The organism is Mariprofundus micogutta (assembly GCF_001895085.1).
Classification (GTDB): Bacteria; Pseudomonadota; Zetaproteobacteria; order Mariprofundales; family Mariprofundaceae; genus Mariprofundus; species Mariprofundus micogutta.
Map to the genome: position 1 here is coordinate 143,381 of NZ_BDFD01000001.1, position 16,279 is coordinate 159,659.

General features: G+C 48.3%; 10 protein-coding genes. 6 read left to right on the top strand and 4 right to left on the bottom strand.

Translation table 11 applies throughout. The features are described 5' to 3' along the window. Window positions 1-391: 391 nt before the first annotated feature. The 5 genes from MMIC_RS00755 to MMIC_RS00775 all read left to right on the top strand — a co-directional run bounded on the left by MMIC_RS00755 (window position 392) and on the right by MMIC_RS00775 (window position 8,475). Window positions 392-2,665: a hybrid sensor histidine kinase/response regulator gene (locus tag MMIC_RS00755; protein ID WP_072658410.1), complete on the top strand. Its 2,274-nt coding sequence runs from the start codon at window positions 392-394 to the stop codon at window positions 2,663-2,665. Between the two features lie 79 nt (window positions 2,666-2,744). Further along, on the top strand, window positions 2,745-3,713 hold the full coding sequence (locus tag MMIC_RS00760) for a type 2 periplasmic-binding domain-containing protein (RefSeq protein ID WP_072658411.1): 969 nt from the start codon (window positions 2,745-2,747) through the stop codon (window positions 3,711-3,713). A 3-nt stretch (window positions 3,714-3,716) separates the two neighbouring features. Then, window positions 3,717-6,356 (top strand): hybrid sensor histidine kinase/response regulator, encoded by a 2,640-nt coding sequence (locus MMIC_RS00765; protein ID WP_072658412.1) that lies wholly within the window; start codon window positions 3,717-3,719, stop codon window positions 6,354-6,356. A 59-nt stretch (window positions 6,357-6,415) separates the two neighbouring features. After that, window positions 6,416-8,200: a hypothetical protein gene (locus MMIC_RS00770; protein ID WP_143144824.1), complete on the top strand. Its 1,785-nt coding sequence runs from the start codon at window positions 6,416-6,418 to the stop codon at window positions 8,198-8,200. Then, on the top strand, window positions 8,197-8,475 hold the full coding sequence (locus tag MMIC_RS00775; protein WP_072658414.1) for an EscU/YscU/HrcU family type III secretion system export apparatus switch protein: 279 nt from the start codon (window positions 8,197-8,199) through the stop codon (window positions 8,473-8,475). The genes MMIC_RS00770 and MMIC_RS00775 overlap by 4 nt, the downstream gene beginning before the upstream one ends. A 209-nt stretch (window positions 8,476-8,684) precedes the next feature. Here MMIC_RS00775 and MMIC_RS00780 read toward each other — a convergent pair whose 3' ends face one another. The 3 genes from MMIC_RS00780 to ettA are packed head-to-tail and all read right to left on the bottom strand — an operon-like array spanning window position 8,685 to window position 12,149. Next, window positions 8,685-9,452, bottom strand: a complete 768-nt coding sequence (locus MMIC_RS00780) for a Rossmann-fold NAD(P)-binding domain-containing protein (RefSeq protein WP_072658415.1) — start codon at window positions 9,450-9,452, stop codon at window positions 8,685-8,687. A gap of 25 nt (window positions 9,453-9,477) precedes the next feature. Next, window positions 9,478-10,464 (bottom strand): tetratricopeptide repeat protein, encoded by a 987-nt coding sequence (locus tag MMIC_RS00785; protein WP_171966423.1) that lies wholly within the window; start codon window positions 10,462-10,464, stop codon window positions 9,478-9,480. Between the two features lie 14 nt (window positions 10,465-10,478). After that, the gene (ettA, locus tag MMIC_RS00790) at window positions 10,479-12,149 is read right to left on the bottom strand and encodes an energy-dependent translational throttle protein EttA (protein ID WP_072658507.1); all 1,671 of its coding nucleotides are present in this window, start codon (window positions 12,147-12,149) and stop codon (window positions 10,479-10,481) included. Between the two features lie 159 nt (window positions 12,150-12,308). Between ettA and MMIC_RS00795 the strand changes: the two genes are divergently transcribed. Then, window positions 12,309-13,031: an SDR family NAD(P)-dependent oxidoreductase gene (locus MMIC_RS00795; protein ID WP_072658417.1), complete on the top strand. Its 723-nt coding sequence runs from the start codon at window positions 12,309-12,311 to the stop codon at window positions 13,029-13,031. On the opposite strand, the gene MMIC_RS00800 is transcribed toward MMIC_RS00795, so the two are convergent. Next, window positions 13,028-16,177, bottom strand: coding sequence for a response regulator (locus tag MMIC_RS00800; protein ID WP_072658418.1), 3,150 nt, complete (start codon window positions 16,175-16,177; stop codon window positions 13,028-13,030). The two genes, MMIC_RS00795 and MMIC_RS00800, sit on opposite strands and share 4 nt — an antisense overlap. Window positions 16,178-16,279: the final 102 nt, after the last annotated feature.

Consider the following 16,279-nt stretch of genomic DNA (forward strand, 5'->3'; position numbering starts at 1 on the left):
AAACTCCCCAGAGAATGCTCTTCAATCTATAGAACATCCGAACGGGCAGGATGCCCGTCAAAATCGAGCACATCATGCTTGATTTTGTGAGCACAGGCAAAATCATACTTTTGGCTGCGCCTGTTGAAGCATGGCAAGGAGCCATGAATCACGTCAATCAAAATTCACAGCGGACATTACGTGATTTCAGATTTGCGGCAAGTTTTCTGCTATTGGCAAGCCAGCTATCGCCGTGCTGAGATGTCCCTCCGAGTCCAGCTTTGAGGCTGCCAGAAACAGTATCACTGTTGAATTCAGACATCTGATATCAAAAAAACAGATGGCTAATTTTACTATATTAAACTATAGTGACTGATTGAACCTTGCTAAGGAAGTGGTTCAGGAGAAATGTATGAGTCAAACTCATCATTCATTAAAAAAGGATCTCACTAAAACCGTGCTGCTTTGGAGCACCTCTTTTTTTGTGCTGCTCGGTATTATTTTCAGTCTTTCTTTCAACACCCTCCAGACATATATCCTCGATTTGATGGCCGATCAGCGACTTCACTATCAGGTTCATGAATTCGCCAAACACCTGGATGAAAAGGACTCTACATCCATCAGGGAAGAGAGCGATGCACTAACTCAGGACTCTGTCATATCAGCCATCCTGATGGTCGATGCAAGTGGTGAACTGACCCATATTTCACTTAGCAAACACCAAAAACCAAAACTCGAACTGAATGAACCGCTAAGAATCGATACACTGCACTCCCTGATCGATGCGCGCAGCAACCTGCACCTCTACACCCGCAAAATTCCCGGCCATCATGCGACACTGGCCCTGGTGCTCGATGGCACTCCTGTCACCATGACAATTTTTTCTACTACCGCCTGGGCAGCACTAATGATGATCATGCTGGTGCTGATTTCCGTTAAAGCCTTACACTACTCACTCCGGCATCAATTGGTTGAGCCCATCGAACAATTGCGGGAAGCAATTGAGGATCAACATCTTGGTGATGACGCGATTCACAAACTGGAAGAGGATCTACCGGAAGAGGCTTCCAACATCCTTGAGTTTTTCGATCAACTCAAACACTCCCGGGATGATTTAAGAAGCCATATTCCTGACTTGATGGAAGCACTGCCATCATGTTTCTGGTGGTCAGAAGACGCTAAAACGTACCGCAGCATTTCCGGCAAAGCATGTGACCTGCTACAAATTTCCCCTGGAGATCTCGAAGGACAAGAGTTCTGGCACTGGTGTAATAGCTCGGCTCAAATGTCCGTTAACGCCAAACAGCTTAACAGAGCCATTGCAGAGAAAGTCGAACGGCTCGATTTTGCCTATCAGGTCAACCATCACGACCAGGCACACTGGTTTGGAGAGTCTATTACCATCTGTTACGCCAAGGATGGCAGCCCCGAAACCATTTACGGCATCATCAATGACATCAGTGCTCGTAAAAACAGGCAGCAGGAAGAGGCTGAACGTCTGGAACTGATGCACCGTCTGGAGGCAACGGGCACGCTTGTCGGTGGCATTGCGCATGAGTTCAACAATGCTCTGGCAGGCATGAACGGTAATGTATTCCTGATCAAACAGAATACAAATGATGAGGGCAACCTCAATCGTATCCGGAATATTGAAGAGCTGATCGATAGATCAGCCTCAATAATTGAACGCATGCTCGCTTTTGCACGTAAACGTTCAAGCAGACCATCGCCTGTTCACCTGATCCCATTCCTGAATAGTTTTCATACCACTATGCTGCCGGCACTGCCCGACTGCACCCGGCTCACACTTCACTTCGAAAAGAATATCGAAGCCACGAATCCGATCATTATTGCAGACCAGAAATTATTACAGGAACTACTGATGCAACTGGTCGAGAATGCCGATTTTGCAACACGTAACGTTGCCGTACCCAGCATCAACATCAGTCTCGACCTGTTTGAGGCTGATGAGGAGTTTCTGCACAAACATCCCGGACTCTCCTCGACAGCAACTGTTCACCTGCAACTGCACGACAATGGTTGTGGCATCGCGGATGATATCAAAGATCGGATATTTGAACCGTTTTTCACCACGCGCGAAGTCGGTCAAGGAACTGGCCTAGGGCTATCCATGGTATACGGTTATATCAACCAGCTTGGTGGCGCAATCGATGTACAAAGCAATCCCGGCAATGGCAGTACATTTCATGTTTATCTGCCCTGTAACAATGATACGCAAACAAACAAACATGAAGACACCCTTCTGTCAGGCAGTGGTGAAACCATTCTGGTCGTAGATGATGATATAACATTTCGCGAATCCACATGCGAAGTGCTTGCCCGCATGGGTTACAAAACTATTTCAGCAGAAAATGGTACAGAGGCCGTAAACCTCTATGAGCAGCACAAAGAAGATATTCGGCTGATCCTCATGGATATCCTGATGCCCGGAATGACAGGGGTTCAGGCATCGCGACGCATTCGTAAAATCACCCCTGATGTCCGCATCATCTTCCTGACCGCCTATGACCGTACGCAGCCACTGGAGCCTGAAGTCTATGATGATAACGCTGAACTCATCAATAAACCTTTCCGCATCTCAGTGCTCAGTCAGGCGATCAGGAAAGCGCTGCAACATTCGGCCATAGGCAGCCCAGACAAGAACGATATCGGCTCAGCCTCATGAATTCTGGCAACCTCCTTGCTTCAACTGCAGTTCAACCAGGCTGCATAAGGTGAAATAAGAGATTTTACAGGAGTGGATCATGAAACCGGCTATTATTATTGCATTCATCATGGCTCTGCTACCTGCACAGATTCAAGCCCAGTCGCTACCCATACCAACATTCACATCACCTGAACATATCGTCGAAATAAATGACGCCTGGCAAAAGCAAAGCATCCAATATGAATCAGGCATTGAAGCAGACATCGTTCTCTCTCTCGACCAACAGCTTTACGATACCCTGCTGCCTCTAATCAACCGCTATGCCTATGAGCATCATCTCAAAATCGCTACGAATAAAGGAACATGCGGCATTTCTGCAGGCCATATCAATAAAAAACGCGTGGATATTGGCGGTTTCTGCTGCCCTGCTGGAAAAAATGACCGCTTACCGGGGCTGAAGTGGCACACTCTCGGCATTGCCCCAATTCATCTAATTGTTCATCCTACGAACAGCACCCAAAGCATTTCTCTGCAACAGGCCAGAGATATTTTTGCAGGAAATATTTACGACTGGAAACAGGTTTCCGGCAAAAAATTCTCCGGGCTGATTCATCCAATCGGCAGGTTACACTGCAAACATCGGCCGGGACACTGGCGCCTGTTACTGGGCAATGAAGATGATTTCAGTCCGGATCTGATGGAAGTGGGAGCTATCCCGGATATGGTCCGCACAGTTGCGGCTGACAAATTCGCGATTGGCTATGAAACAAACCTGATGATTGAGGCTTACAAATCAAATGGCGGGGTTCACAGTCTGGCTATTGATGGCATTCGTCCTGAGCAACTACAATCAAACCGCTACCCCTTATACCGAACCTATAATCTCACCTCCTGGTCAAAGGAACACCTGAAGAATGAGCATGCCGACAAACTCATTGAATATCTCTTACAACAAGCCAGCAGTCTGAATCCTGATTTTCAGCTCGTGCCTGCAGCAAAGCTGCGTAGACAGGGCTGGCATTTTCATGAAGATGAACTGATCGGCGAACCGGATAACTGGAGATAATTGATGCTACAACGGCTACCGCTCACCCTGAAGCTGTTGATTGTCACAATATTGGCAGCTCTGGTTATCGGAGTCGTACTCGATTCCTATCACAACCGTCAATTATACAAACTGTATGAAAATGAAATGCTCGACACTCTGAAACAGCAGGCCCGCATCGAACGCCTTCGTTTTGACCGCCAGGTGAAGTTTTTTATGCAAATCACACGTATATCTGCCAGTCATCCACCTCTAATCAGGCAACTACGCAACGGTACTCCCTCTGAAATAAACAAAAATGTTCGCCGCAAACCAAACTGGTTCCCCGGACGCTCCCTGGTCGGGAATCAGGTTCACCCACGTCTGGTACTTCTACTCAACAGAGATGGCAGCATCCACAACTCATTCAGCACTCAAATCGAAACGCTTCCCGTATCCCTGGTGCCTCCATCCGACTACTACCGCACAAACTCAAATGGCCAAAGCATGTTATCCATGGTTGATAGCCAGCCATGGATGCTGGCAACTTCAGAAGTCTATGAAAACAACACGCTGCTGGGCTTTGTCATGCTGGGGACACCCCTTGATTCAGAACTTCTGTCCAATGCCCACCGCTACGATGTTGATCCCAACATCACTGCTCTGGTCGACATTAAAGGCGAACTTCCAACCATTCTGGCCAGTTCAAATCCGGATGTAATCCCTGCGGGAATGCCTCTGAGTGAAATCAAAAAATCCTTCCTCGTCACTGGGCAGGAGTTTTTTGACTATGGGGCCTCTGACCTTCCTCTGCATTTCACCTCGTTCCGAAGCAGTGATACCATCAATAAAAAGTTGAATGTTGTTCTGGATGTCGCCTATCAGCAGCGTATCCTGCAATCATTTGGTCTGGCTCTGGTTTTTATTCTGGCAATTGGCTGGCTGGCATATCGTATGCGCCTGCTCTCTGCTGAGGTGAACAACTTTGCAAAAAAACATCTGGGTGTGGAAATTGAAACCAGTTCCGTCGATTCATTAAACCGCCTGGAACATGATATTCATCTATTGGAAGAGAAGGTAATCGAAGTTCATAAACAAGAGATGGAGCGTGAAAAAGCTGAAAAATGGAAAGCCCGACAACAGTTGCGCATATCAGAAATGCGTTTGTATGAATTCTTTGATCAGGCAGAGGAACTGATTCAAAGCGTCGCCCCCGATGGTACAATCCGTTATGTTAATCAGCGCTGGCTGGATGAACTGGGCTATGAGCGCAGCGAACTGGAAAAACTGAAGATCTCTTCAATCATTGCACCAGCGAATCTAAAACAACATTTCAAGCGCATGGAACAGCTCAGCTATGGCAATAGTCCGGGTCTGTTTGAAAGTTGTTTTATCACCAAAACAGGGAAATTGATAGAAGTTGAGGGTACCGCACATAGCCACTTTGAAGATGGTGAACTCATCGAAGTACACAGTATTTATCGTAATATCTCTGAACGCAAACGCCTGGAACAGGAAAAGAAAGAGCAACAGGAACAGCTTGAACACACGCAACGTCTGGAAAGCCTGGGCGTTCTGGCTGGTGGTATCGCCCACGATTTCAACAATCTTCTAACCACCATACTCGGCAATGCTTCAATTGTTGCCAGTAAACTACCTGAACAAAACAGTGAACAAAGCCATATGCAACGCGTTATCGAATCTACAGAACGCGGAGCTGACCTGTGTAAGCAGATGCTCGCCTATGCCGGCAAAGGCCGTTTTGTTATCAAACCGGTCAATCTATCGGTATTGATGGCAGATATTACCAAATTATTATCGGTTTCAATCAGCAAACATGTTGAGCTTCAATATCACCTGAATAGCAAACTCCCCAACATCAATGCGGATGTATCCCAGATTCAGCAGGTTATGATGAACCTCGTGATTAATGCATCTGAAGCCATTGGTGATCAGACAGGTGAAATCAGAGTGTCTACAGGCATAGTGGAAGCTGACACTGAGCTGCTTAACGATTATCTGGGCGAGAATCCTGAACCGGGAAGCTATGTATGGATTGAAGTGAGCGATACTGGTTGTGGTATGGATGCAGAGACTCAGCAAAAAATATTCGATCCTTTCTTTACAACCAAGTTCTCAGGTCGCGGACTGGGTATGAGCGCAATGCTGGGCATTATCAAGGCCCATCACGGCGCATTGAAACTCACCAGTCTGGTCGGCAAAGGTAGTACATTCAGAGTTTTATTCCCGGTTAGCGAAGAGAATCTGACCACTGAAGACATGGCTGAAACAGACACCTCCGAGCATGCCCACCCCGGAAAAACTGTTCTGATTATCGATGATGAGGCTGCAATTCGCGAAATTGCAGCCGTCTTACTCGATGAGCAAGGCATCACCACTCTTGAAGCGGAAGATGGAGATGATGGGCTTAAGCAGTTCAATCGATATAGAGATAAAATTGATATGATACTTCTGGATCTGACTATGCCCAAAATGAGTGGCGAAGAGTGCTGTAAAGAGATTAGAAAACTTGATAAGGCTATCCCTATCATTATTGCTTCAGGCTACTCCAAAGAAGTCATATCCCCACGTTTTATGGAGGATGAGATATCGGCATTCCTGCAAAAGCCGTATGCTCCTGAAATACTACTCAACACTGTAGATATGGTATTGGGTCAAAACTAATGAGGGCTGATGCTCCCCTTCTGAATATACCTCCCACAGCCAAAGGAAACCTGCATGTCTTGCAGGTGCTCGCCGGCCAAACCTCCAAGCTTGTCATCGGTGATGTGATGAAAGGCATGGTCCAGAAAACGGAACAGCCGGGGAGTTTCCGGGTTGTGTTAAATGATGAACCATTCACTATCAAAGGCTTACCGACTCCATTGGCAGGCAAAGAGACATCATTCATCGCTCAAAAATTAGCCGGAGGCAAAGTCGAACTCGCCTGGTTGGGTCAGGCGAAAACAATTACGGCTACACATCAACAGCTGCAAACCAATATCACAACAGACAAGAGTACGACACAAGCTAAAGCCGGATCACTATTATCAGGCAAGGTAAAAACTGTTCAGACCACACTGCTTTCTGCACTACCTGACGCAGTCAAATCAGGCAAAAATATATCTGCCCGCATCGATTCCATTCAGGCAGGAAAAATGACCATGACGCTCATACAAGCCGACTCCAAAGCGGCAGAGAAAATCGCAGCGGCAAAACAAGATAGCACGGCCACCAGGCAACAGATCATCACGTCACCAGACACTGGACTAAAGACAGGGCAACAGACCGCTGCAAGCAGACAACAGATCATCACGTCAGCAAGCATGGGGCTAAAGGCAGGACAGCAGGTTTCCATCAACATCACTGGCGAAACCTCCTCAGGAAAAGCCATTGTTGAAATCACCCCTCAGCAACACACACAGGCCAGTGCAAAAACAGCAAAGGCAGACCTCCAGCAATCTACTCTCGGCAAACTGAATCTGGCTGTTGGAGACTCAGCGCTGGCTCTGGTGCAGAAGCGATTGGCAAATGGCAATATTCAAATCAACATCAAAGGTGTCAGTCTGGAAACGCCGGCACCTGCACAGGTCAAAACCGGCGATGCCCTGGAAATTAAACTGATGAAACCACCTGCCGAATTTCAAGTCGTCCAGTTGCATAAGAATGTTTCGCAAAAAGCGCTATCTCTTGTCCGCCAGAATCTGGCGAACAGTCAGACGCCTGTAGCCCAGAACCTGACAACCATCCGCAGTGTGCTGCCAAACACGGACAGCAGTACATTCCCTGACCTCAAAGGTTTACCGCAGCTGGAAACATTCCTGAAAAGTACAGAAAGCAGCCGTGCTTACCCCATCAATGGAGATCGATTAGCACAGCTCATACGTGACTCTGGTGGAAATCTTGAAAGCAAACTGCATTCACTGATTAACAGAGGAGAGCAAGCGCAATCACTGCAACAGGATTTGAAGGCCATTCTGCTGCAAGTTTCCGGTGACCAGAATACCGGCAAGACTCAACATGCAGAGGTACTGCGTCTGATTACTGAACTCAGCCAGCAAAGTGCCGGTCGTATTGAACTTGGTCAGGCACTGAATGTGCTGGCAAATATACAGGGTGAGGCTAGCCGCATTGAGTTCCCCATGCTGGTCGGACAACAGCTGATCAATGTTCAACTTGCCGTGCAGGAGAATGGACAGCAGACCAATCATAGCAGTTCTGATGGTTCAGGCGATCAGTCATTCAGCGTGCTTTTCGCATTGGAATTAAGCGGACTTGGCGCCATGCGCATTGATGCCAATATTTCTGACAAAAGCGTATATGCACGTTTATACAATGACGACAGCGATGCCTGTGGGTTTATCCAGCAGCATATCGGGAAACTTGAAGAACGATTACAAAACCTCGGCTATGACAAGGTGCATCTGTCTGCATCTGCAAATAAAATTGAACCTGAAAAGCAGCTTCGTTTTGACGAACTGACCAGCATGCGCCCGACATCATTCTCTCTCCTGGACCTTCTGGTATGAAGAAACAACAGGCAATCGCCCTGAAATGGGACCCCTATCTCGATAAAACGCCCAGGCTTGCAGCCAAGGGTCAAGGTTTGTTAGCTGAAGAAATACTCAGGGTCGCACGCGAGAATGATATACCGATCCGCGAAGATCATGATCTGATACAAGTTTTCTCTCTTCTGGATATCGGTGAATCAATTCCGCCGGAAGTGCATACCGCCATCGCCGAAATTCTCGCATTCATCTACTGGACAAATCAACAATATACTGAAATTTTCGATCAGGATTAGTCTTTTACGTCAAAGGCATTTCACCGCCGAGAACGCAGAGAAAAGCAAATACCGGCTTTCTGTTCTGGCAATAGGCGTAGAAAACTATTGATCCAGCATCTGAACATCCATTTGAACGTTGATAGCTTCCTAATGGGGTATGCTTATTTCATACGGTTTATTTTGCGAAACTTTGCGTACTCAGCGGTATATAGTTTTAATCCTTGCGACTATGATTGATCAGCAGCAATCCTGCGCAGGGTTGGCACTTCCAGTTTCGCTTCATCAGCAATAAGCAGCGCACGCTCCAGCCTTGCTGGAGCCGAACGCCCCATACAACCGTGCTCAGGGTCGCCATCAAAGGCTTTCAGCATGCCCTCAATCAGAGCTGTACGATTCAACTCTTTTCCGGTCAGCTCTTCCTGGATATCCAGCACATCACCTGCCACATCACAGGCCAGTTCGTTATGCTCTGCCCACAGCTCAGAGACATTACCGCCCGCTTCAAGACCGGCAATATTGGTAGTCAGGATATAGAGGTTTTTCAGCACCAGTTCAAACAGCAGAGCCTCTTCACTGCCCACTTCGGTTACAGGAATATCAAGTAACCCCAATGCCTCTTTCAGCAATCCGGCAAACTGCCCGTAAGCCGGTGATGCAATCACCACTTTCGAGTCCATGCCCTTCTTCTTCTCAAACCAGACAGAAATCACTGTCGGATTCACCAAGCCCTGCTGCAACCAGTCGCGCGGCAACAGTTCGTTCTGCAGCAGTACCAACTTATCAGACCAGACATCCGGCAAAGCTTGAAGTGTCGGATGCATATCTTTTTCCGCCACTGCCACAACAACCATTTCCGGCTCGGACACATCTGCAGCGACTACCGCCATATCCATATCACGCGTCACCGGTACCACAGGGTAACCGAGCTTCATAAATCCACGTGCAAATACCGAACCAATCTCACCAATTCCAATCACTACTACAGGTTTATCCATCACTCTCTCCAACCAGGTTACTAAATTATTCTCGCCAGGGTTTATTCTGTCTGTATTGAGCCAATCGTTCTTCACAGCCTGCAATCGCTTGCTTAGTCGCTTCTATTTTCTGATAGATGCCAATCACTTTTTCCTGGGCAATCACAGCATCCACAAAACGACCAACTTCTGCGTATGATGCTGCAAAGGTGTCTAATACCGCCGCCCTCTCTTCAGCTGACAAAGCATGCCTGTTGATCCCTTCTACAATTTTTAGTGCAGCGTTTCCATTGCGAATATCTTCGTCTTTTGCGGTAGAGAGAAGCCATGCCAGATTATTTTTGGCCATTGGGTAACCCTGTTCAGCTGATCGACCGTACCACATCGCTGCTTTTTGTACGTCCTTGTCAACGCCAAGGCCACGCTTATACAGCCAGCCCAGGGCATTTTGCGCATACATATGCCCCTGTTCAGCTGACAGTAAATACCATTGGGCGGATTGTTTCATATCCACCTGAAAACCACCTGTACCGTAGCGATACAGGTTGGCCATGCCATATTGAGCCCATGCCTCTTTTCGATCAGTACCTTTTTTATACCAGGAGAACCCCAGTGTCACATCCTGAGCCACACCATCACCAAGTTCATACATTTCACCGAGATGAAATGCTGCCATATCATCTGAAGCCTCATACGCCTTTTCCAGCCAGCGCACTGCAGCCCTGGGTTGTTTAGCACTGCCCTGGCCTTCTCTATACATGGTTCCGACCAGTCGCATTGCCGGCGCGTAGGACTGTTGCGCACTTTTCAAAGCCCAGTTCAGCGCTTCATATCTGTCCTGATCAACACCGTTACCATGGAAATATCTTTTACCCAGTTCCAGTTGCGCTTTCGCATCGCCAGCCTCTGCTCTCTCCTGAGTTAGCTGCAACGAGTTCGTCGCAATCAGGGATTCAAACGCTCCGATTTTCACCAGTGCAGCTATAACGATGACTATGGCTGCAAGAGTTATGAGCAAAGGTTTTCTATTCATCATTTCAGTTTATATCAAACCAGCTTCTTGTATTTCATGCGGTGCGGCTGAATAGCCTCCTCTCCGAGGCGGTTCTTCTTATCGATCTCGTACTCTTCAAAGTTGCCTTCAAACCATTCCACATGCCCATCGCCTTCAAAGGCCAGTATATGGGTGGCAATTCGGTCGAGGAACCAGCGGTCATGTGAAATCACAATGGCACAACCTGCAAAATCAAGCAGTGCCTCCTCCAGCGCACGCAGCGTTTCCACATCAAGGTCATTGGTCGGCTCATCGAGCATTAATACATTGCCGCCCTCTTTAAGCATCTTGGCCAGATGTACTCGATTGCGCTCTCCGCCGGAAAGCAGGCCGATCTTCTTCTGCTGATCACCACCTTTAAAGTTAAAACGACCGCAGTAGGCACGGCTTGGCACTTCCATCTTGCCCAGATACATCGAATCAGAACCACCGGAAATCTCTTCCCAGACCGTCTTGCTATCATCGAGTGCATCACGGGACTGATCCACATAAGAGGCTTTCACAGTTTCACCCGTAATCAATTCACCTGAATCCGGTTTCTCCTGGCCTGTCAGCATACGAAACAGGGTTGTTTTACCGGCACCATTGGCTCCGATAATTCCGACGATACCACCACGTGGCAGATTGAAATTAAGGTCCTCGACCAACAGGCGATCACCAAAGCCTTTGCTGACATGCTCTGCCTTGAAAACGATATCACCCAGCCGTTCTCCGGAAGGAATAAAGATCTGCTTGGTGGCATTTCGTTCCTGCATCTCACGACTGGATAGATCATCAAAGGCTTTCAAGCGAGCCTTGGACTTGGCATGGCGCCCCTTGGTACCGGCACGCACCCACTCCAGTTCCTGCTTCATGGCCTTCTGGCGAGATGTCTCCTGTTTCTCTTCTACAGACAGACGTTTCTCTTTCTGCTCCAGCCATGACGAATAGTTACCCTCAAATGGAATGCCGCGACCACGGTCCAGTTCCAGAATCCATCCAGCCACATTGTCCAGGAAATAGCGATCATGGGTTACCGCCACCACTGTGCCCGGATAGTCATGTAGGAAACGCTCCAGCCATGCCACCGACTCGGCATCAAGATGGTTGGTAGGCTCATCAAGCAACAACATGTCAGGATTCGAAAGCAACAGCCTGCAGAGTGCTACACGGCGACGTTCACCACCGGAAAGTTTTGTAACATCAGCATCCCACTCCGGCAGACGCAGAGCATCAGCTGCAATTTCCAGTTTACGATTCAGATTATGGCCATCGCTGGCTTCGATAAAATCTTCCAGCTTGGCCTGCTGAGCAGCAATGGCATCAAAATCGGCATCAGGTTCTGCATAAGCTGCGTATACAGCATCGAGATCAGCCAGTGCATCCTTGATCGGCTGTACCGCTTCCTCAACATTGCCACGCACATCTTTGGCAGGGTCCAGTTCAGGTTCCTGCGGCAGATAACCAATGCGGATACCCGGAGCAGGTCTGGCTTCACCGAGAATTTCCTCATCAAGTCCTGCCATGATTTTCAGCAGTGTCGACTTACCGGATCCATTCAGACCCAACACGCCAATTTTGGCGCCCGGCAGGAAAGAGAGATAGATATCTTTGAGAATCTCTTTTTTGCCGGCAACAACTTTGCCAACACCCTGCATTGAATAGATATACTGATAATCGGCCATGACCACCTCGTGATTCAACTGTGTAAAAATGTCGGCGAAGCATAACAGTTGTTTCTGCTGCTGGAAGGTCAATTCGACGAATATTCAGGTCCCATTCACATTTCTTCTGTTCCCTCTTCGTTCTCTATGGTTAAGATGCCGCAGGCTGGAGGGAAACGTATGTCTGAATTCAAAGATCGAATCATTATGGTAACCGGTGCATCCGATGGTATAGGTCAGCAGGTTGCGGCAGCGCTCGGCGAAGCTGGTGCCAATGTGATTGCGCTGGGCCGCAATGAAGAAGGTCTACAGCAGACTATGGAGCGCATCGAAGATTCAGGGGGCCGCTGCCTCTGTGTCCCTTTTGATCTGCTTGATTTCGATAACTACGGCAAACTGTTCCTGTCTCTGAAAGACCAGATTCCGCACCTGGACGGACTGGTCCATTGCGCAGGTTCCATTGATCGCTGCACCCCCATGCAATACGTCAAAAGTAAAGATTTCCGTAAAATGCTGGATATCCACCTGACTGCACCGAACATGCTCACTCAGATCATGTTACCGCTGCTTAAACGCGCACCTGCTGCATCCATTGTATTCACCAGCTGTGACATGATTAAAGAAGACCAGGCCAACTGGCACGCTTACGGTCTGGCCAAACGTGCCCTGGCTTATGCTGCATCCATGTGGCAGATGGAGAGCCCTGATAAACCTTACCGCTTCAACACACTTAATCCCGGACGTGTGCGTACGGCCCTGTTCAAGCGCACCTTTGGTGGCGAACATCCGAAGATGGTGCCTGCATCCAGCAGTGTCGTCCCTGCTTATCTTTACCTGTTATCCGATGCATCCAAAGAGCAGCGCGGCCAAAGCCTGCATGCTGCAGACTTGCTTAAAGACTAGGGTCTGTAACACGAATTGAACAAAACTTTCGCCTCAACTTGCTCCAGTACGTTTAATGCAGCATCGAAATCGTACTTGTTCAAATGATGGCGCATCTGCTCAACCTCGTTGATCAGATCAGGGGAAGAGAGGTGCGCTTCGATCTCATCGATCAGGTCAACTGCATCACCATCATACTCTTCGAGCATGCTACGCATACGAGCAAGCAGCTCTCTGGCCTGATCCAGATCTGTTTCAACACCTTCAGCTTGCCGGGGAGCAGATGACAGTGCATCACGCCAAATACAAATCGCATGTGTACTTCTCTGGACCTGCTCATTCAATTTTTCCAACAGTGCAGGAGCCACATCACTCCCCTGCCTGAGCAAATCTTCAATGTCGGATGCATGGCTAAACAGTGATCTGGCGCCGATATTACCGGCCACCCCCTTCAATGAATGAATCAGCTGCTGTGCCTGATCCCTTTCTCCACTGGCAAGCATCTGCTGCGCACGCGCCACCACATCTGCTTGAGAGTCAGCAAACTTGTATAATACCTTCTGGTAGAGCAATGAATCGCCACCCACTCGCCTCAAGCCCTCTTCGGTGTGAACACCTGCAAGATCAGGCAATTCGACAGCCTGATCCCCAGCCGTCAGCGATTCACTGTGATCCACGCCGGTGAGGCTCAGTCGTGCGGTAGATATCCATTTATCCAGCTTGGTATAGAGATCAAACGGATCAATAGGCTTGGCCACATGGTCGTTCATGCCGGCCTGCAGGCAATTATCCACGTCCGACTGCATGGCATTGGCCGTCATGGCGATAATCGGCAGATCCTCACTATTGAAGTTACGCCGAATCAATCTGGTCGCTTCCAGCCCACCCATCACCGGCATCTGCATATCCATCAAAACACCGTCAAAACTGTCATGCTGCACAGCATCAACAGCCTCCTGTCCATTATGGGCCAGCGCCAGACTGATACCCGCTTTGGCCAGCAACCCTTCAGCAACCATCTGGTTGATATGATTATCCTCAACCAGCAACAGTCTGGCACCTCGCAGATGTTCTATAATACCGACCGGCAGACGTCCAGCCTGATGTTCGCCTCCATCTGCTGCCTGAATGAGATCAAACACAGAAAGTATGGCCTGCAACATGGAAGCCGATGTCACCGGCTTGAACAGTGTGGCGGATATACCTGCAACTGAGGCCTCCGCATCTGAAACCACTTGTCCGTAATTGGCGGCCAGAATGCACGGTGGCGTTTCAGCAAGACCCGAGCTTTGCCGGATACTCTCAACACTGCCGAGTCCTTTGGTATCAGCCAGAGTCCAGTCCACCAGCATAACGCCGACACTCTTCTCAGCCTGAAGAATCGATGCGGCCTCCTGTACGGTCGAGGCCATAACAACAGAAAAACCAAAACTGTCCAGATAGTTACCAAGAATCGCCTTGGAATCTTCGTTATCATCGACAAGAAGCACTTGCATGCCATGCAGTTTTTTCGGCAGGGCACACTCCTCAGACGTATACTCCTGACCAATACCGAATGTCGCGGTAAAATAGAAGGTACTGCCCTCACCCTCTTCACTCTCCAGGCCGATTTCACCATCCATCATCTCAACCAGCTGTTTGCTGATTGCCAGGCCCAGACCCGTACCTCCGAATTTGCGTGTGGTTGAACTGTCAGCCTGTGAAAACGCCTCGAACAACTTGCCCTTCTGTTCATCATTCAGGCCAATGCCAGTATCAGAAATCTCAAAGCGAAGCACGAAATGGTCATCAAGACGTTGCTGCACCTGAGTGGAAACCACAATCTGTCCGCTCTCGGTAAATTTAACGGCATTATTGACCAGATTGAGAAGCACCTGACCCAGCCTGTAAGGGTCTCCCTTCAGGCGCGGCATGCAGGTCGGACAATCAATCAGGAAATCCACACCTTTCTCACTGGCTCGAACACCACCAATACCGGCCAGGTTATGCATCACCTCATCCATATCAAAATCGACCAGTTCGAGATCAAGCTTATCTGCCTCGATCTTGGAGAAATCGAGGATATCGTTAATAATTGAAAGCAGGGACTCCGAAGCCTTCAGGGTTTTGGATAGATAATCCCGTTGCAGCTTGTCTTCTTCACGATCCAGAGCCAGATGAGTCAGGCCAATCACGGCATTGATCGGGGTGCGGATTTCATGACTCATATTGGCCAGAAATTCAGATTTACTCTTATCCGCCTGAATGGCGTGATCCATGGCCTCTGCCAGTTCCCGTGTACGTTCTTCAACCTTAAGTTCAAGGGTCTGACTATGTTCAGCCAGCTGACCATGCGACTGTTTCAAACTGGCAGCCATCTCTTGCAGAGAAGAGACCAACAGTCCAATCTCATCATCAGTCTGAGTGCTCACATGTGCAGTTGCATCAAAATCGCCTCTGGCTATCTCATTGGAAAAGGTCACCAGACTGCGCAGTGGTCTTGTCCAGCGACTGGCCAGGTAAAACACCAGAATCGTACCGACTATCAAAAATAAAATAGAGGTAATCACTGAGCGGACTACCATATTCCTGATCTCTTCATCCACGTAACGTTGTGATTCAGCCAGTGTTTGATTCAGAGAATCGAGTGAAAAACCCAGTCGTAATGAACCCCATTTCACCTTCTTGTTCAGATAAATCGGCACGATGGTTTCCATAAACTCATGTTCATCCACGGTAAACTCATAACGTGTGCTTTCCATCTGATTTTCAGCAAAGGAGGAAGCCTTGCCAGAAAGAATCTTGTGCCTGACTTCACCGCTCAGATCCTGACCGTACGCAATTACAGGTTTACTTGATCGCATCAGGATCACGTACTCAAGATTATCCACATCCTTCACCGCATCATGGATAAACTCCTGCAAAGCTTCATAATCAAAGACAACTATGCGTTTCTGGATATGTTCGGACATATAACTGGAAGATTTTTCTGATCGTTTGACCATATCTTTCTGCAAGAACGTACTGTGCGTTGAGAGCGCTTTAATCAGATTTTTCCGCTGTGCATCCATCTGCACCAGAGTCAACAGTGTCACCATGGCCAGAATCATGCCGATCATGGCAACTTCAAGCTTCCAGCGTATACCTTTGCTTATCTTCCGGCTGATTTCTGAACCTGCCTCAGTCATAAGTTTCTCTCGCTACTCTGTCGATTCGATTTATCACACATCCTGCATGCTCAGGATAACGTCTTGCCTGACATTTAACATAGCAAATATCTTACTCAACCG